Here is a 19662-nt window from a genome sequence, read left to right as displayed (position 1 = left end):
TCATCAAAACTGAGACTTCAACTTTGACATGTTACATATTGAACATAATTAGGCCTGAGCAACAAGTCAACAAACTCATATTTAAACTTGTCTAAAAACATAATGAAAATAAACAATAAAATAATATTCTTTTTATTCTTTACGCTTTTGATGTATGGGTTAAATTCTTGTAAAGAAGAAGTAAAGGCTTATCACTTATCTGAAGAAATTTTTAAAAATCCTACAGATGAATACAAGCCCAAGACTTGGTATTTTATTATGAATCAAAACATGACTAAGGAGGGGTTTACCAAGGACCTTGAAGCAATTGCAGAGGTTGGCATAGGCGGTATCCTTGTTTTTAATGTCACCTATGGGCTACCAAAAGGTGATGTTGAGTTTAACTCTGAAAAACATAGAGAAATACTTGCTCACGCTGCGAAAGAATGTGAACGATTAGGCCTGAGTTTTGGAATTCATAATTCTGATGGATGGACTGCAAGTGGTGGGCCATGGGTTAAACCAGAACAAGCAATGAAAATTGTTGTTCATAGTGAAAAAATTATTGAAGGCGGGAACAACATAAACATACAATTACCAAAACCACCTTCACGCCATGGTTATTACGAGGAAATTGCTGTATTAGCTTATCCAACTATGGCATCTGAGTACGAAGATGCTACCGTTTTACCATCCATAACTGCATCAGACCCCAATTTTAATATCGAAATTGCTACGGATAAACACATTGACAAGTTTAGCAATCTTAACCCTACAAATAGTGAAAAAGCCTGGATACAATATGATTTTAAAAAGCCTTTTACTATTAGAACCTTAGAGTTATTAGCAAATCAATACAAGGTAAATATTCGACTTTTAAAATCAGATGATGGTGAACATTTTACTGCAGTTTATACATCAAAATTAGCAAGAATAGGGAAACACGAAGGACATATACACAGTCGAATAAAACCTATAACTTCAAGATTTTTTAGAATTGAAGTAGATAAGCCATTAGGTATTTATAATATAAATCTCCTCTCAACAGATTGTCCAGATAATATGATTGGTTTAAAATCGTACAGAAGATTACATGGTAACTCAGGTAAGGCAGACCCCTCTATGGTTATTGATAAACAAAAAATGATTAACCTCACTAAAAAAGTAGATAAAAACGGACGTCTTACCACCAATTTACCAAACGGGAAGTGGACTATCTTAAGATTCGGTTTTACCGCTTCGGGAGCAACAAATGTACCAGCATCAAAAAAAGGTACTGGTCTTGAAGTTGATAAACTTAGTAAAGCCGCTTTGAAAGTGCATTACGATGCTTACGTAGGTAAGGTAACGGAACAAGCAAAGGCAGTTGCTCCAAATGCCACACAATATGCAGAAATAGATAGTTATGAGGTAGGACCGCAAAACTGGACAAATAATCTCGATAGTATTTTTAGACAAACTTATGAGTATGATATAATACCCTTTCTCCCAGTATATGCAGGTAAGTTTGTTGAAAGCGGGGTTGACATAGATGCTGTATTTTGGGATATGCGCAAGCTATTAAATGAAACGATGGTAAAAAATTACTACGACTATTTTACGGAACTTTGTCATAAAGATGGCCTCATTTCATACATAGAACCTTATGGCCCAAACGGTTTTACCAATGATATGGATGTAGCAAGAAATGCCGATGTTGCAATGGGCGAATTTTGGGTTGGAAGACCCTGGGATTTTACACAAGCCGCAATTTCAACAGCTCATATTTACGGAAAAAATATAATTGCTTCTGAGTCGTTTACGAGTACAGATTATAATTGGAGTGTTCATCCAGCCCTAATAAAAACAATTGGTGATTATAATTGGTCTAAAGGTTTTAACCAGTTTATTTTCCATCGATTTACACATCAGTCCAATACGCACGTAAAACCGGGAATGTCAATGCATCTTATTGGCACACATATAGACCGTACACAAACCTGGTGGAATAATGCAGGTAAAGCATGGTTCAAATATTTATCACGTGGACAGTATATGTTAAGACAGGGTATCCCAGTTAGAGATTTTCTTGTGTTTACAGGAGAAACCGCACCAATACAAGTAAAATATAACAAAAACTTAGTTCCTAAAGGTTTTAGCTATGATTGCGTAAATGCAGATGTCATTCAAAATCGTTTGTCGGCTGTTGAAGGTAAACTAAAAACACCTGAGGGTATAGAGTATAAGGCATTAGTTTTGCCAAAACAGGAAGTAATGACTTTAGAAACGTTACGTAGTATCACCAAATTAGCCAAACAGGGCGTTATAATTATTGGTAAAAAACCAAGCCAAATTGCGGGCTACCTTAATACTAAAGATGAAGTTTTAGAATTTGAAGCACTGGTTCGCCAGACTTGGCAACTTCCTAACTGCTACGATACATTTCAGTGGGATAATATATTCAGAAAACACAATATTCAAAAAGATGTAATTGTTGAAGGTATACCTGATTTTAAATTCAATCACAGGCGAAAAAATAAAACAGATATATATTTTATATACAACGAGCATAAGAAAAAAGGAAAATTATTTCATAGTAGCTTTCTAGTTGATGGCAAAGTGCCTGAAATTTGGTATCCTTCTACTGGAAAAATTGTTAAAATTGCTGAGTATAAACACGAAAATGGCAGAACCATCGTGCCTATTTATTTAGAGCCTCAGGAATCTGCATTTATGGTATTTAGACAAGCTTCTAACAATAATCCATTAATAGAGTACAATCCAGATAAAAAAGATGCGTATCCATTATTTGTTTACAACAATGGTTTAAAAAATATAAAAGCGATTGTTGATAAAAATCAGACTTTGGAATACACTGAAAAAGGGAAAAAACAAAAAACATTAAAAATAACGGATATTGACCCTCCATTTGTAATTGATGGAACATGGAACCTTTCTTTCAGAAAAGAAGATGGTTATGAAACGCGTTTGAAAATAGATAGTTTATTTGATTGGCGTACCCACCCATTGGAACAAATCAAGCACTATTCAGGAACGGCTATTTATAAAAAAACGTTTACTGTAAATGATGATTTTATAAGTGAAGATAAAACATATACACTCAACTTAGGTCAGGTACATGTCGTAGCAAAGGTAACTCTGAATGGAGCTGATTTAGGAGTCAAATGGATAGAACCTTTTGTCGTCGATATAACAAAGCACTTAAAAGCTGGTAACAATGAATTAATTATAGAACTAACCAATCAATGGGGAAACCGTCTTATTGGTGATGAAAAACTCCCAAACCAAACGGGTTATGAATTAAGAGACAGAAGAATAGATGATACTATGCCAGAATGGTTTAGAAAAAACCTACCGATGCCAGAAGGTCCGAGAACAACATTTGCTGCATATACTTTTTATAAAGCCAATGACACCTTATTTCCTTCGGGTTTATTGGGTCCGGTAAAAATTGAAGTCTTAAAAAATATTGATTTAAATCTGAATAAATAATTAGCCGATATTTTCTAGTTTATAACAATGGAATACAACACCACAATATTGGATAAAAATAAAAGCGGTTTAGTCGCTACAATGAAAGTGAAAAACATAAATATAATTGCAGAAACAGAAACAATATTAAGAGTATAAAATTATCTACCATCATTGTGCCATAGATGTAGGACATATTGCTGATAAGATTGAGAAATTGGGAAACCTGCTCGATTTACGAGTAATTCAGATTTGTTAGTTGCTCCAACATATTATTGAAAATAATTCCCATCTAATAAAAATTATAAAATAATGAGCCTAAAAAATACAATACTAGTTTTTTGTACCATGTTTTGTTTATTCATGACAATGAGTTGTCAAAAAGAGCAACCCGCGAAAAAACCTAATGTATTACTTATTTGTGTGGATGACCTACGTCCAGAATTGAATAGTTTTGGTATGGATTATATTCACTCGCCAAATATTGATGCTTTAGCTGCAGAGGGTGTTGCATTTCAGAACCATTTTGTGAATGCGCCAAGTTGCGGACCATCTCGTTATACTTTATTGACTGGTCAGTATGGGTCTCCTGGTAATAATGCTCTTTTTCTTCGGGCAAAAAAAATCAATGAAGGCACCATAAAAATTGATAAGAGCATGCCTGAATGGTTTAAAACTAATGGTTATACGACTGTTTCCGTGGGTAAAGTATCTCATCATCCCGGAGGTAGAGGTGGTAAGAATTGGAATGATAGTACAAAAATAGAAATGCCCAATGCATGGGATAAGCATCTTATGCCAGTGGCGGAATGGGAACATCCACGTGGTATGATGCATGGACTAGCTAACGGAGAGATTCGTGTAACAAGAGGAGACATGGACGTTTTTCAAACAGTAGAAGGGGATGACAACATTTATCCGGACGGAGCGATTACAGATGAAGCCGTGAAGCAAATAGAAGAACTTACTAGTAATAAAGAAAACCCATTCTTTCTTGCCATCGGAATTATCAAACCACATTTGCCTTTTGGTGCCCCTAAATCTTACTATGACAGGTATGAGGGTGTTAACCTGCCAGTAATAAAGCATCCCCAAAAACCAGAAGGGAAAACCACATGGCACGGATCGAGTGAGTTTATGGGGTATAACCGCTGGGGTAAAAACCCAAATACAGATACTGTTTTTGCTAATGATGTGCGTCGCCATTATGCTGCATGTGTGAGTTATGCTGATGCCCAAGTTGGCAAAGTACTGTCAGAATTGAAGAGGACTGGAGCCGATAAAAATACCATTGTTGTGCTCTGGGGAGACCATGGTTGGCATCTGGGAGAACATGCCATATGGGGAAAACATAGTTTGTTCGAAGAATCGTTGCATGCTCCTCTAATCATTCACTATCCTGAAATGACACATAAAGGTACTAATACCAATGCCGTTGTGGAGACACTCGATATCTTTCCGACCTTATGTGATTTAACAGGAATTGAAATTCCTAAATATACACAAGGTGAATCACTGAAAGAAATTTTGGTAAATCCCAATACCTCTGGTCATGCAGCCATAGCATACACAAGTAAAGCTTCAACCATTAGAACGGCAACACATAGAATGACACTTCATAAGGATGGATTTGTGGAATTATACGATCACACGGCAGCAGATGGGGAAACGACGAATATCGCTGACGAAAATCCGGCATTGGTTGAGGAGCTTAAACAAATTCTAAATACCAAATTGCATTAATTCAAGAATTGAAATATTAACAATATTAAAATCAGCATTATTTAAAATGCACAACGGGTATTATTATCATTATCATTTAGTTCATTTTTTGAAAGAACAAGATAAACTAGTAAAACAAATAAAATTTTGGGTTAAATAGTTATTAATATTTTCTTATGCTCCATGACATTGCAGGATAGTTAAAATGCAAACTTTGGTTAATTTTTCGTCTTAAATCGAAGAAAAGCATCTTCTGTAACTAATTTGTAATGTCAATAACAGCAAAAACAAATCAATTTCTAAAAAATGTAACATTAATTGTATTCGTAATTCTTAGCACTTCAGCTTTTTCACAGGACTATCAAGCTTTGTCAGGCAATGGAGATGCTAAATTACAACTAACAAAAAACAGCAAACAATTGTTAGTAGAGGCCTACATTCCGAAGGGAATCACAGAATTCGAAATTAGAATTGAGTCCGATAGAAACAATCCTGTTTCCAGCGCCCGGGAGATTTACCATAATGATCCAAATCCGGAGGGTACTGCCAAAAATTTTCAAAAGTCCCCTCTGGATACAAGATACCCCGTGGTAGATGTTGAATTGGAACAAGGTATGGATGGCGTTTGTGTTTTTGAGAAAGAACCTACAGGTGACTATATCTTTGGAGGGCCTTATTACAGGGAAAGCTCACCCTTAAAAAAGGAAATAGTATTGCCATCCTATAAACTGGAGCATTGGGAAAACTCATTGATGCTTGACCATACAACACCAAAAATTGAGAAGGTTTATTTACGAAAAACCTTTCCGGTTATTCTAAGGGAATTTACACATTCGTTTCGTCTTTTATCTGAAGATTGGTCAGGTAAGGTGAGTATTGTAATTTACAATGATAACAAGGCGATTGAAATTGCTTCCGCTCTGATAGAAAACTCGCCAATTGTCTCAAAGAAAGCTGTAGAAGTGGAAAAAATGAAGGGCGGGCCCGTATCTCGGGAACGACTCATTGCGGCATTAGATTTAGTAATAGCCGATGGCCTTCGCAGACAAAATAATAATACATCCAGTCCTACTTATGGTAGCCTTTATGCTTTTTATGATATGGAAGCGAAATTGCACCGCACTAGTTACTGGAATTGGGCAAGTACTCAATATGTGAAAATGGTACTGGATGCCATAAATATACCTGAAATTCAAAAATTATACAATACGCAAGATTTGATTGAGTCAGCAGACAAAATAGGACGTAATATTCTAAAATATCAATTAAAAGAAGAAGGCCATCCAGGTGAAGGGTCGTTTTTGGTTATATGGATGCGTAGATTCCATAGCTACTCAAAATGGATTGGTACTTCAGATTCTGGTGTTATGATTCGTTGGGCATTAATGCCTTTATTTCAAGCTACTAGAGATAGTACTTATTTAGAAGCTTCTAAATATTGGTGTCTTCAAAAAGATGAAATGCTTGACAAATTTGAGGTGTTACCACACTTCTATCGTTATGATGACAATCGTTTTAATGAAAAAATTCTGGATGAGACCGGGTGGGACCCAGAAGGGCATGCGGCTCTATATGAGGCAACGGGAGATGAGCGATTTCGAGAGAGTGGTAAAAGATTTATGGATAAGCATATGAAGGTTTTTCAAAGAGAGGATGGTTTATGGCATAGAGCTTATAATTGGACAACCAAAGAGACTATTGAAACCATGAGAATGACACGTGGTTTAGGGTGGGCAATGGAAGGCTTATTAGCAATGAACAGAATGTATCCTGATACAATTTACCTTGAGTATGCTGAAAAAATGGCAAAGCATCTTCAGGAAAACCAGAATGCCGATGGCTCTTGGTCATTTATATTTAATAAAGACCCAAAAGAAGAAAGTATTACAGAAAAAGGCACACCGCTCTGGAGTTTATTGTTTTACCAACTTTATGAAGCTACAGGTAAGAAAGATTATTTAAAAACGGCCCGCAGGGCATTGTTATGGTGTTTAGAGAACCAATATACAGGTCCAGATCCTGAAGCTGTAGGAGGTTTGGTAGGTAGCACCTCTCATTCTATGGTTGGTATTAGAGAGTACTTTCCATCGAGTTGTGCATATACCACTGGGTTTTTTGGTATGGCGATTTTAGAAGAATTAAAAGTTTTAGCTGAAGATGGAAACAAATAATCGTACCCATATGGTATCATATGGCTAGTAAACACCACAATTTAATTTAATATCTGACAAACTTTTAGTTTTTAAACAAATCTAATTTAAAAGAAAATGGTAAACCTTAAGTTTGATAGATGTGCAGCCTTTCTAAAAATCAAGACACATAAAATCTAATTTGAATAAAAAAAACACTACGGCTTACTTCAGCCTTGGTTTTTCATTCTGTTATTCCAATTAAACGAATTGATAGTGTCGATTGGCTTTTAGGTAACTTAGATATTATTGTTGAAAACCAATTAAAATAGTTCATATTTTACATTATTCCATGACATTACAGGACAATTAAAACGTAAACTTTGGTTAATTTTCCCCCTTAAACTTAATAAACATATTTAATACAGATTATTAGTAATGTCAACAAAATTTAAACCAATTCAATTGCTACAAAATGCAATTATTTTTTTATTCGTAATTCTTTGCACTTCAGCTTTTGCCACCAACCCCAATTGGAAAGGAGCCCAATGGATTTGGCAACAAGAAGATGGACCATCGAATGCTTGGGTGAGTTTTAGAAAAACAATTTCACTAGACGAAATTCCAGAAGTAGTGGAAGCGCATATTTCAGTAGATAGTAAGTTTTGGTTGTGGATTAACGGAGAAATGGTGATTTTTGAAGGAGGACTTTCACGAGGGCCAAGTCAAGCAGGAACATGGAATCGTAAAGAAAAAATAACACCCGCCAACTCTTGGTACGAAACCTTAAACATTCAACCCTATTTAAAAAAAGGGAAAAACACCATTGCTATTTTAGTGTGGTTTTGGGGTCGTGAAACCCATAAAGGAACGCATATCGATAGTGGTAAAGGCGGTTTTTTATTCTCCTCAGAAATAGGAAATCAACATTTGGTTTCTGATAGCAGTTGGAAAGTATTACAACATCCAGGTTATGATAATACCATAGCACCAGCTAGTAAATCTTTAGTTCAATATTCTGTAAAATTTAATGCACAAAAAGCCTTAAATGACTGGACAGACAAAGCATGGTACACCCAAAGTTTTAACGATACGAATTGGGCAAACGCTTCAGAAAAAGGAAAACTAGGTGTAGCACCTTGGTATAATGTCGAAAAAAATATAGTACCTCATTTAGTGAATCACGGTTTGCAGAATTATGCCAATCACGAGGAATTGAAATTCCCATTTGTAAGTGATGGTAAAACCATAAAAGCAAGACTTCCTTTTAATAAACAGGTAACCCCGTATTTAGAGATTGAAGCCAAAGCAGGAGATAGTATCTTTATTACTACAGATAACAGTAGAAACAGTATCCATGCTACTTATATTGCTAAAGATGGACTTCAAACGTTTGAAAGTTACTCATGGTTTAATGGGCATGAAGTTCTGTACACCATTCCTGCAGGCGTAAAAGTGAAGGCGTTAAAATACCGATGGATGAGCGTAGGAGAAATGGCTGGTAGTTTTCAAATAGACGACCCATTTTACAACCGTTTGTGGGATATGGGTAACAATACACTTTTTGTTTGTGCTCGAGATAATTTTATGGATTGTCCAGACCGTGAACGTGCTTTATGGATTGGCGATGTAGCAGACCAAACAGGCTATTTATTTTATGCTATGGATAATGCGGGTCGTCAATTACTAAAGAAGGCAATTTTGCAAACCACTGCTTTTAGCGAAAATGATGTTATTGGCGCTTTGGGGCCACTCAGAGTGCGTGAATTGGTTTGCCAAAGTTTACAGTTTATTTCGCAGGTAGTTTGGCCATACTATCTCAATACAGGCGACAAGGAAACACTAGAAAAAGCCTATCCTTATTTATACAAGTATTTGGATTTGTTTCCAATGAAAGAAAATGGCTTGCCTGAATACCGCAAAAGAAAAAGTCCCGATACATGGGATTGGTTAGATTGGGGTGTAGCCAATACTACCGATGCTGAACCTATCCAAATGGCGTTTTATTATTTGGCTTTAGAAAAAGCTAAAAATATGGCAGAAGTATTAGGTAAACAGGAACATGTTAAATGGTATAATGACAGAATGAATACCATGAAACCTGCTTTCGAAAAGGCTTATTGGAAAAACGGATTTTATAGTACTAATGCTGAAAAATTTAAAGACGATAGAGCCAATGCTATCGCTATTGTTTCAGGTATTGCAAACCCAAAATATTACAATCAAATTGTAGATAATGTCTTGTTGCCAAACCGATTTTCTAGTCCGCATTTTGAATGGATGGCAGAGGAAGCGATGTTTATAGCTGGTAGACCAAAAGCCTCTTTACAACGAATGAAAGAGATGTACCAAAGTCAGGTAGATAAAAAATCGATAACCACACTGTATGAAAAATTTGGTAATAAAGGAAGTTACAATCACGCTTGGAACGGTTCTAATACCATTTTATCAAAATATGTAGCAGGTGTAGCACCTACTAAAGTGGGTTGGAGTGAATTTCAAATTATGCCAACTTTGGTGCATTTTAAAAAGATAGAAAAAACAATTCCAACAGTTAAAGGTAATGTTGTTATTGATATGAATAAAACAGATAGCGCTTATCAATTAACCTTAGAATCACCAAATAAAACTGATGCCATTATTGGTATTCCAATATCAGAAAAACAAGTTGCTTCGATTAAAATAAACGGAAAAAAAGTATGGAAAAAAGGAAAAGCAAAAAAGATGATTGCTGGAGTAAGCTATGTTGGTGAAGATGATAAATTTTTGAAATTTAAATTGTCTTCAGGAGAATGGAGTGTAAATGCTGAATATAAATAGATTCTAAGAAAATAGCATGGAACTTAAAAAAAGGATAGTAGTTTTTTTTTGTGTTTTTATAACTTCAATTGCAGCAGTAGCAAATTCAAATAGCTGGGGGAATGCCCAATGGATTTGGCAAGAAGAAGCTGGACCTGCAAATACTTGGGTGGCCTTTAGAAAAGAATTCAACCTAAAAGACATTCCTGAAAACGCATTGGCAAATATTGCTGTAGATACCAAATACTGGCTTTGGGTTAATGGGGAAATGGTCCTGTTTGAAGGCGGTTTAGCTCGAGGAGCTGCACCAGACACCAATTATTATGATGAGGTCAATTTAAAATCATATCTAAAGGAAGGAAAAAACACTATTGCTATTTTGGTTTGGTATTGGGGTAGAACCCGAAAAGTACATGACGATAGTGGTAAAGGCGGTTTATTGTTTTATGCGGATTTAGGACAGCAAGCTCTAGAATCTGATAACACTTGGAAAATGAAAGTACACCCTGCTTACGACCCCAAAAGCGGCGGGGGAGGAGGTAGTGCCAATCGTGTTAATGCTTACAACGTAAAGTTTGATGCCAGAAAAGCTTTGGGAGATTGGTCTGACCAAGCTTGGTACACGAGTAATTATGATGATAAAGATTGGAATAAACCCATCGTAAAGGGTATTGCCAATAATAAACCTTGGGGGACTTTAGTAAAAAGAGCCATTCCACAATGGAATGATAGAGGTTTGGTAAACTACGAATCTCTCACACTAAAATCGAATAAAGAGAAGGTTAATTTACCTTTTAAGAACACAACAGATTCTTTACTAATAATTCGTGCCAAATTACCTTTCAACCAGCAAATAACGCCCTATTTAAAAGTGAATAGTAAAGCTGGTAAAACTATTGTAGCAGATATGGATAATCCCTTCAACATGCTAAAGGGAACTTACATTACTAAAAATGGTGTACAGGAATTCGAAAGTTATTCTTGGATTAATGGTCATTTTGTGGAATATTCAATTCCTGCTGGAGTAGAGGTGTTAGAGCTAAAATACAGATGGACTGGAGTGGGTGAAATGACTGGTCATTTTGAATGCAGTGACCCTTATTTTTCCAGACTTTGGTGGATGGCAAGAAATACACTTTATGTTTGTGCCAGAGATGGTTTTATGGACTGCCCAGATAGAGAACGTGGTTTATGGATTGGTGATGTGGCAGACCAAACAGGGGCTGTTTTTTACTCTCTTGACAATGCAGGACGACTACTCTTAAAAAAAGGAATTGACAATACTATTGCTTATAGAAAAGGAGATACTATTCAAGGATTAGCACCTGGCTTTGGAGCATATCGAGGTAAAAGTAGTGAGCTAACAGGACAAAGTTTACAATTTATAGACCAAGTTGTTTGGCAGTATTACTACAATACAGGTGATAAAAAAACTTTAGAAAATGCATATCCCTCTATTTTAAAGTATTTAAAACTTTGGAATATGCAACCCAATGGTTTACCTGAACATCGAAAGGGATATGCCAATTGGATTGATTGGGGCATAGATCCAGACCAAGTTCCTGTAAATGTTATTTTGTATTACATGGCATTGAACGCCACAAAAAAAATGGCAATTACTTTAGATAGAAAGCAAGATTTGGAATGGTTAAATCTGAGAATTAAGAGCATTAAAGCCAATTTTGAAAAAGAGTATTGGCAAGGAAATCGTTACGGATCCAAAGATAAGTTAATAGAAGAGCGTGTAAGTGCTTTGGCTATTATTAGCGGACTAGCAAAAAAAGAACACTACAATATTTTAGTTGATAGTGTTTTAGTTCCAGTAAAGAAATCTAGTCCGCATATGGAATGGATGGTAGAAGAAGCCATAATGCTTACAGGGCAATATGAGAAGGGGTTAGAACGCATGAAAGTGCGTTATGAGGAACAAGTAAATATGGAATGGTTAACAACACTGTACGAAAAATTTCTACCTAAACTTCGAGGAACGTACAACCATGCTTGGAATGCCCCTAATTATGTGTTGTCTAGATACATTGCAGGTGTTAAACCAACAAGTGTGGCGTGGGAAACCTTTGAAGTAAAACCCAACTTTGCGTACTTAACTACTGTAAAACAAATTGTCCCTTCTGTTAAAGGCGTTATCATTTTAGAGGCTGAAAAAACAGATAAAGTATATCAAGTTAATTTCAACTCGCCTGCAAAAACCAGAGCTACAGTATATCTTCCAAAAGAAGAAAAAGCAATTGCAAAAATTTTGGTAAATGGTAAAGAAATTTGGAAAAAGGGGAAATTAAAAACCAAGTCAAAAAATCTCAAGCTCATCGATGAAGATGAAGATTTTATTTCATTTGAGGTTGAAGAAGGGAAATGGAATTTCGCAACTATTTATAAGTAAAAAAAATAAACCATGCGTATTAAAAAACAATTTATCTTTTTGTGTAGTATAGTTTTACTATCCGTTACAGGTATAGCACAAAATAACCAGAAATCAAAACATCAGTTGCTTAATACAGATAAAGAACCAAAACTGAAAAGTAAAAAATTCAAATCGTTGTTTGATGGAAAAACTTTAAACGGATGGTCACCTAAGCAAGGAACAATGACATTTGAAGTTGTAAACGGTGAAATTGTAGGAACCTGTAGTGCAGGACCAAGTACTTTTTTGTGTACCGATAAAGAATACACCGATTTTATTTTTACTTGTGAAATGAAATGGGAAGTTGACGGCAATTCGGGAGTTCAAATTCGTTCTCGAATTCGAAAAGACCCCAATAGAAATACCGTAATTGGTCCACAAGCCGAAATGGAAGATTTGGCTAAAAAAGGACGTGGCTGGTCTGGAGGTATTTATGGTCAAAATTGTGGTGGTTGGTTTTATCCACTAAAAGCACCTGAACATGCGCCCTTAAAAAATGCTATCAACCGAAGTGGATGGAACAGGCTTACCATAAAAGTAGTAGGCAATGTGTTTAAAACTTGGGTAAATGGAATTCCTGCTGCACATTGGATAGATGAAAAAAATGAATTCCCAAGCGGATTTATTGGTCTGCAAGTTCATGGAGGAAAGCAAGGCATTATTCATTGGAGAAACTTAAAAATCAGAGAACTTTAAGTTGAATCTAGGTTTTTCTACAAAAAATAAAGATATGCTTTTGGTTAAAAATACTAAACCCAAATCGATGAATACATCATTGATTTTGTTGTTTTTAATACTTGTTTCGATTCATTTTTCAACATATGCACAGCGCGATTTTTTAGCAGCATCTTGTACTCCTGAAGAGCTTGATGACATGTTAGTCATGAATCAAAAGTGGGTAGAGTATCCAGACTACAGTAATCGAGAAGCATGGGACACACTCTTGGGAAGTCACAAACTAAGCTTGATTGAAAACGGACAAGTCTATTTAGATTACGAATGGCAAGTAGTTAAAGCAACCGATTACCTAGATTACTCCAGAACGGGCAATCGTCAAACCATGCAAGACCCATATTTTGATAATCAAGATGCGATAAGCGCTTTAATATTAGCTGAATTGGCTGAAGGAAAAGGTCGCTTTTTAGACCAAATTATAGATGGTGTTTTTATGAATTGTGAGATGACCAGTTGGGTGTTATCGGCTCATTTTAAAATTTCGGCTAAAGAAGTTAAAAACCATTTCCCCGATATAAATGAAAACTTAATTGGGTTGTATTCTTCGCAAACGGGAGCTATGTTGTCTTGGGCATATTACTTTTTTAAAAATGAGTTTGATAAGGTCAATCCACTTATTTCAGAACGCATTCAATTTGAAGTAAAAAAGCGTATTCTAGAACCTTATATGAATATGAACTATTGGTGGACAGCACTTCCTCCCTATACCAAAAACAAACCAAAAGTAAACAACTGGAATCCTTGGTGTAATGCCAATGTGCTACAATGTTTTATGTTGATGGAAAACGATAAAGAGAAATTGGCTGAAGCGGTGTATCGTTCCATGCAATCTGTAGACATGTTTATTAATGAAGATAAAGATGGAGCTTGCGACGAAGGCCCTGGCTATTGGGGTGTTGCTTCTGGAAAAATGTACGATTATTTATCCTTGTTAGAAAAACTCACTGCTGGTGAAATTTCCATTTTTGATAAGCCTGAAATAAAAGCCATGGCAGAATATGTATATCGTGCTAATGTTGGTAAAGGTTGGGTAGTTAATTTTTCAGATGCATCAGCAAAAGCAAAAGGAAATCCATATTTTATTTACGCTTTTGGAAAAGCGGTTGCGAGTCAAGATATGATGCATTTTGCAGCTTATTTGAAAGAGGAAAACCCAGAAACGACAATAGCTTATAAAAGAGATATAGATAGAGCGTTACGAAATGCAACCATATCAGAAGCATTAGAAAGTACAACGCCTGTTTTTAAAGTCCCTGAATATTCTTGGTATCCAAAAACAGAATACTGTTTTATGAGTAATAAAGAGGGGCTTTTTGTAGCAGCTAAAGGAGGGTATAACCAAGAAAACCATAATCATAATGATGTTGGGTCATTTATATTTTATGTAAATGCCACCCCAATTTTTATTGATACTGGTGTTGGTCCGTATACTGCCAAAACCTTTGGACCAGACCGCTATACCATTTGGACGATGCAAAGCAATTACCACAACGTACCAGTAATTAACGGAGTAGCACAAAGTCCAGGAGCAATTTTTAAAGCTACAAATACACGTTTTTATAAAACCAAAAAAATATTTTCTACAGACATTTCTAAAGCATATTCAGAAAATGCAGCCGTAAAATCTTGGGTAAGAAGTTATCAATTGAATAAAAACGGATTATTGATAAAAGACAAATTTTCACTATCAGAAATATTAGAAAAAAATCAAATTAACTTTATGACTTGGGGAGAGGTGGATGTGAAAACCCTAGGGAAAATAAAAGTAAAAGCTAATGGAGCGTATGCAGAATTAGTATACGATAAAAAACAATTTACACCCACTTTAGAATTGATTGAATTGCGAGAAGAAAAATTAACTAATGTTTGGGGTAACAAAGTATACAGAATTTCGCTAACGGCAAATTCGTTACAAAAAGAAGGAGCGTATACTTTTCAAATTAAAAAGATAAAATGAAAAAAGTAATCAACATTTTAATATTCAGTTTGGCATTTGTTGTTGCCAAAGCACAAGAAACAGACAACAAAAAAATGAATGTGGTGTTTATTTTGGCCGACGATTTGGGTTGGGCAGATGTAACATTATATGGCAAGACTAAGCTCTATGAAACCCCTAATTTAGAGCGTTTGGCAGCTCGTGGTGTAACGTTTAATCGTGCCTATGCTGCAAGTCCATTGTGCTCACCAACGCGTGCTAGTATTTTAACAGGACAAACACCCGCCAGAACAGGAATTACTTCACCTGCAGCACATCAACCTAAAGTACAGTTAAAAGCTTTAGTGCCTACAAAAGCGGCTCCAGATTCTAAATCAATTGCCTGTACACCAGTAACCAGATTAGATACCATAATACCAACGCTTGGTAGATTATTAAAGGCTGATGGGTACAATACGGCTCATTTTGGTAAATGGCATTTAGGTAAAGAACCTTACACACCTCTTCAACATGGATTCGATGTTGACATACCCCACTGGCCGGGACCAGGACCTGCAGGAAGTTTTGTGGCACCATGGAAATATCCAAATTTTAAGGCGAATTATGAAAATGAGCACATTGAAGATCGAATGGCAGATGAAGCCATCAATTGGTTACGTTCTATAGATTTAAATAAACCATTTTTTATGAACTACTGGCAATTTTCGGTTCACGCCCCTTTTGATGCCAAAGAAAGTTTGATAAAATATTACCAGTCTAAAATCGATTTTACAGACTTACAACATTCGCCAACTTACGCAGCTATGGTACATTCTTTAGACCAAGCCGTTGGACGTTTATTAGATGAAATCGATAGACTAGGTATTAGTGATAGAACCGCTATTGTTTTCTTTAGTGATAATGGAGGAAACATGTATAATGGCATTCGTGAAACAACACCATCTGGAGAAGAATTCATTACAGAACCCACAAGTAATCGTCCATTACGTGGTGGTAAGGCCACCATTTACGAAGGAGGAACAAGGGTACCTTGTATTGTTGCGTGGCCAAAACTAACAACACCCGGAACAACATCAGATGTTATGATTCAATCTACCGATTTTTATCCGACTATTTTGAATCAACTAGGTATTCAATTCCCTAAAAAGCATAAAATTGATGGTGTCAATATAACTAAAGCATTGAAAGGCGAAACTCAAGATAGGGGACCAATCATTACCTATTTTCCGCATCAACCAAAAATACCAAATTGGTTACCGCCATCGGTTTCAGTTCATGAAGGCGATTGGAAACTCATTCGAGTATTTCACAACGGACAGGATTTTGCTCATCAATACTACTTATATAACTTAAAGCAAGATATAGGAGAAGTACATAACCTTGCCGAAAAGTATCCAGAAAGAGTAAAAGACATGGATGCCTTAATTGAAGCGCATTTAAAAGATGCTAATGCTGTTGTGCCAGTTGTAAACCCTGCGTTTGATCCAGAAAAATATCACCCAGAAGGCATAGGGGTTCAAAAAGGAGGCTTGCGTGTAGCAAAGAGAATTGAACATAAATAAGAGATAGATATGCGTTTACTGATTTGTTTTGTATGGATTTTTGTTTTTGGATTAGGTTTTTTGAAAACTTATGCCCAATCCAGTCGTGATACCATTTACCCAATTTTTCAATTTCCGCAACACAAAATGCCTCGAATTGATGGCGATTTTTCTGATTGGAATCTAGTTCCAGATACTTATGCCATTGGGTTAGACCAAATGAAAGAAGCTATCAATGGCAATGGCTTTAATCTTGATGCAAACGATTTAGATATCTCAGTTAAAGTAGGGTGGGTAAAAGACTTGAACCGATTATATTTTTATGTTGAGGTTTTTGATGATTTCTGGGAATTTGAACAACTCGATATTAGACAAGATATTTTCGAATTGGTAGTAGATGCCGATGTGTCGGGTGGTAATTTCATAAAAAAATGGAATGCCAATAAAAAACATATTCCTATTGAAGAATTACATTTTAGAGGTCATGGTGCTCACGCACAAAATTACCACGTTTTTATGCCTGCAGTAAATAAAGATTGGGCCATGGTTTGGGGTAATACGCCTTGGATTAAAGACTTCCCTTATGCCAATGCTGCTTATCAGCATAATTTAAAACAAGGTAAACCTGGTACACTCAAAATGGAATTTTGGATTACACCATTCGATTATGCCGCCATTGAAGGTATCAATCGTTCTGCTGTTTCAACGCTTAAAGAAAATGAAATTATCGCCATGTCTTGGAGTGTTATCGATTATGATAATGATAATAAAGAAAGAAAGGATTTTACAAGTCTTTCGCATAATATTAATATGATTCATGATGGCGATTTTATGAATGCCTTTAGATTAATGCCATTGATTAAGGAATTAGCACCAGAGCTTCAAGCCAATTGGTCTTTTGTTGAGGTAGATAGAGACAGTCGTGTTTTTGCTTTTAAAGATGAAACTGTGGGAGATGTTGAAAAATGGACTTGGGATTTTGGGGATGGAACAACTTCTAATGAACAAAATCCAGTACATCAATATAGCTCTGGAGACCATTGGACCGTTGTGCTCACCGTTGAAAATAAAGGAGGCAAATCCATACGCTCCAAAGTTTGGGATGTGGTTACAAAATAGTTGGAATTACTTTTATGACGATTAATTTAAAAATATACGTTGTTTTTATTTCGCTTTTAGCGTTTACAAAAGCATCCTACGGTCAACATAAAACCGCTCGGATAGATGCACATATTCATTTTTATGATACGAATCGTGACAGTAGCTATGCATTTCTTAATAACAAGAAAAAGGAAAGTAACCACGACTTGTTTCGTCCGCATTTACAAAAAGATTTTTTAGAAGTAGCCAATTCATCAGGGTTTAACTATGCATATCTTGTAGAAGCAAGCAGTAGAAGAGAAGATAATTTTTGGTTGTCTAAAATAGCTAGCGAATCTGATAACATACTCGGGTTTACAGTGAATTTAAATCCTTTAGATGCTAATTTTAAAAGTGATTTAGATGCTTTAAAAAAGAATACCAGGTTTAGAGGCGTTCGTCCAAGATATAAAGGATTGGATTTTTCAAATCCTGAAGTTTTAAAACAATTAAGAGAATTAGATAAACGTAATTTAGTACTCGAAATGAATGGGTTAAAACATGTAGCAACTATCGCTAAAAAATACCCAAACATGCATATTGTAGTCAATCATTTTGGAGGTGGCAAATTAAAAAATGGCGTACTGCAAAATGAAGAAAATTACAAAAAAGCACTTCAAAAAGTGGCGTCTTTTCCAAATGTATTTATGAAGATATCTGCGCTTCATACCCTTTCTGGAAAAAATAACGCTCCTAAAAAACTAAAATATTACAAACCTTTATTGGATGCTAATCTTGAGGCTTTTGGTCCAAATCGATTGTTATTTGGTAGCAATTGGCCATTGTCAAGTTTACGGGGAACCTACAATAATGCAGTTCAAATTTTAGAAAAGTATTGTAAAACTCGAAATGATTTGAGCGAGGAACAATTATTTTTTAATAATGTGAGAAAGGCTTACGGATTGATAAATCCTACCATTCCCACTTTTATGGAACTAGGTAATGATGAACTTCGTTTAAAGTTGGATTTAAGAAGAGGAGGAGCCATAGCTTATATTTCTAAGTCAGATGTGGATAGAAATATTGTAAATGTTCATGATGAAGGTAGATACATTCAGCAATCGTATTATGGAGGCAACATCATCAATAGACAAAACGAAGGACAAAAAAAAGCTTGGTCTCCTTGGTCTTGGAATCCCATTCAGGTTGGCGATTGCTATCGTAACCGAGCAGAAATTCTAGAATACAAGCAAGAAGGAAATACGCTGTATGTAAAATGTATCCCTATGCTTTGGGATATGAAAAACAAAGCAGCAGAAGCCATTATGGAACAATGGACTACATTAGAAGGTAATGTTATTAAGGTTCAAAATAAGTTAACTTGTCACAGAACCGATTCCATTTATGGAGAAGGAAAAACGCACAACCAAGAGTTGCCAGCAGTGTATCCAATATCGGCCTTAAATAATTTGTATTCCTATTTTGGAGACAAGCCATTTACGGGTGAACCTTTAGATAATCCAAAAGTAGTCAACCTACGAAGTGGTTTTTGGGGCAAATACAAAAACAATATGGTTACCGAAAGTTGGATGGCTTTTGTAAATGATGACTTATGGGGAATGGGAGTATATTCTCCAAAATGCGCTAACTTTTTAGCAGGTATGGCTAAAGACCCAGGTTATGAAGCCTATGACAGTGCAACTTCGTATATGGCTCCAATTCACCCTGCAACATTAAACAAAAATACGGTGTATGAGTTTGATTATTACTTAATTGTAGGAGAATTGAATGACATTAGAAACGATATTTACGATTTAAAAAAATCAATAAAAACGGAATAAATAACGAACA

Annotated in this window: 10 protein-coding genes; all 10 read left to right on the top strand. The window is 35.7% G+C overall.

Features of this window, described 5'->3' with window-relative positions; all coding sequences use genetic code 11:
- Nucleotides 1–102: 102 nt before the first annotated feature.
- Nucleotides 103–3471, top strand: coding sequence for a glycosyl hydrolase (locus E1J38_RS01570; protein ID WP_133354560.1), 3369 nt, complete (start codon nt 103–105; stop codon nt 3469–3471).
- Between the two features lie 348 nt (nt 3472–3819).
- A complete protein-coding gene (locus E1J38_RS01565; protein WP_255449752.1) occupies nt 3820–5193 on the top strand; it encodes a sulfatase in 1374 nt (457 codons plus the stop codon).
- A 248-nt stretch (nt 5194–5441) separates the two neighbouring features.
- Nucleotides 5442–7343 carry a glycoside hydrolase family protein gene (locus E1J38_RS01560; RefSeq protein ID WP_133354562.1) on the top strand — a complete coding sequence of 634 codons (1902 nt, stop codon included), beginning with the start codon at nt 5442–5444 and terminating at the stop codon, nt 7341–7343.
- A gap of 396 nt (nt 7344–7739) precedes the next feature.
- Nucleotides 7740–10121 carry an alpha-L-rhamnosidase-related protein gene (locus tag E1J38_RS01555; RefSeq protein WP_133354564.1) on the top strand — a complete coding sequence of 794 codons (2382 nt, stop codon included), beginning with the start codon at nt 7740–7742 and terminating at the stop codon, nt 10119–10121.
- A gap of 16 nt (nt 10122–10137) precedes the next feature.
- The gene (locus tag E1J38_RS01550; RefSeq protein ID WP_133354566.1) at nt 10138–12498 is read left to right on the top strand and encodes an alpha-L-rhamnosidase-related protein; all 2361 of its coding nucleotides are present in this window, start codon (nt 10138–10140) and stop codon (nt 12496–12498) included.
- 12 nt (nt 12499–12510) lie between these two features.
- The gene (locus E1J38_RS01545; protein WP_133354568.1) at nt 12511–13215 is read left to right on the top strand and encodes a 3-keto-disaccharide hydrolase; all 705 of its coding nucleotides are present in this window, start codon (nt 12511–12513) and stop codon (nt 13213–13215) included.
- Between the two features lie 67 nt (nt 13216–13282).
- Entirely contained in the window at nt 13283–15211 is a 1929-nt protein-coding gene (locus E1J38_RS01540; RefSeq protein WP_133354570.1) for a heparinase II/III domain-containing protein, read from the top strand.
- Nucleotides 15208–16752 carry a sulfatase gene (locus E1J38_RS01535; protein WP_133354573.1) on the top strand — a complete coding sequence of 515 codons (1545 nt, stop codon included), beginning with the start codon at nt 15208–15210 and terminating at the stop codon, nt 16750–16752. Before E1J38_RS01540 ends, E1J38_RS01535 begins: the two co-directional genes overlap by 4 nt.
- Nucleotides 16753–16761: 9 nt before the next feature.
- Nucleotides 16762–17850 carry a PKD domain-containing protein gene (locus tag E1J38_RS01530; RefSeq protein ID WP_133354575.1) on the top strand — a complete coding sequence of 363 codons (1089 nt, stop codon included), beginning with the start codon at nt 16762–16764 and terminating at the stop codon, nt 17848–17850.
- A gap of 14 nt (nt 17851–17864) precedes the next feature.
- Nucleotides 17865–19652 carry an amidohydrolase family protein gene (locus tag E1J38_RS01525; protein WP_133354577.1) on the top strand — a complete coding sequence of 596 codons (1788 nt, stop codon included), beginning with the start codon at nt 17865–17867 and terminating at the stop codon, nt 19650–19652.
- The last annotated feature ends 10 nt before the right edge of the window (nt 19653–19662 follow it).

It is taken from the genome of Seonamhaeicola sediminis (assembly GCF_004358095.2).
GTDB lineage: Bacteria > Bacteroidota > Bacteroidia > Flavobacteriales > Flavobacteriaceae > Seonamhaeicola > Seonamhaeicola sediminis.
Note: the sequence above shows the minus strand (reverse complement) of the source record. Positions and strands in the feature narration are given on the sequence as shown.

Bases quoted from the DNA above. Each gene is read 5' to 3' on its own strand.
- E1J38_RS01570 (WP_133354560.1), top strand. From the start codon at position 103: ATGAAAATAAACAATAAAATAATATTCTTTTTATTCTTTACGCTTTTG.
- E1J38_RS01565 (WP_255449752.1), top strand. From the start codon at position 3,820: ATGAGTTGTCAAAAAGAGCAACCCGCGAAAAAACCTAATGTATTACTT.
- E1J38_RS01560 (WP_133354562.1), top strand. From the start codon at position 5,442: ATGTCAATAACAGCAAAAACAAATCAATTTCTAAAAAATGTAACATTA.
- E1J38_RS01555 (WP_133354564.1), top strand. From the start codon at position 7,740: ATGTCAACAAAATTTAAACCAATTCAATTGCTACAAAATGCAATTATT.
- E1J38_RS01550 (WP_133354566.1), top strand. From the start codon at position 10,138: ATGGAACTTAAAAAAAGGATAGTAGTTTTTTTTTGTGTTTTTATAACT.
- E1J38_RS01545 (WP_133354568.1), top strand. From the start codon at position 12,511: ATGCGTATTAAAAAACAATTTATCTTTTTGTGTAGTATAGTTTTACTA.
- E1J38_RS01540 (WP_133354570.1), top strand. From the start codon at position 13,283: ATGAATACATCATTGATTTTGTTGTTTTTAATACTTGTTTCGATTCAT.
- E1J38_RS01535 (WP_133354573.1), top strand. From the start codon at position 15,208: ATGAAAAAAGTAATCAACATTTTAATATTCAGTTTGGCATTTGTTGTT.
- E1J38_RS01530 (WP_133354575.1), top strand. From the start codon at position 16,762: ATGCGTTTACTGATTTGTTTTGTATGGATTTTTGTTTTTGGATTAGGT.
- E1J38_RS01525 (WP_133354577.1), top strand. From the start codon at position 17,865: ATGACGATTAATTTAAAAATATACGTTGTTTTTATTTCGCTTTTAGCG.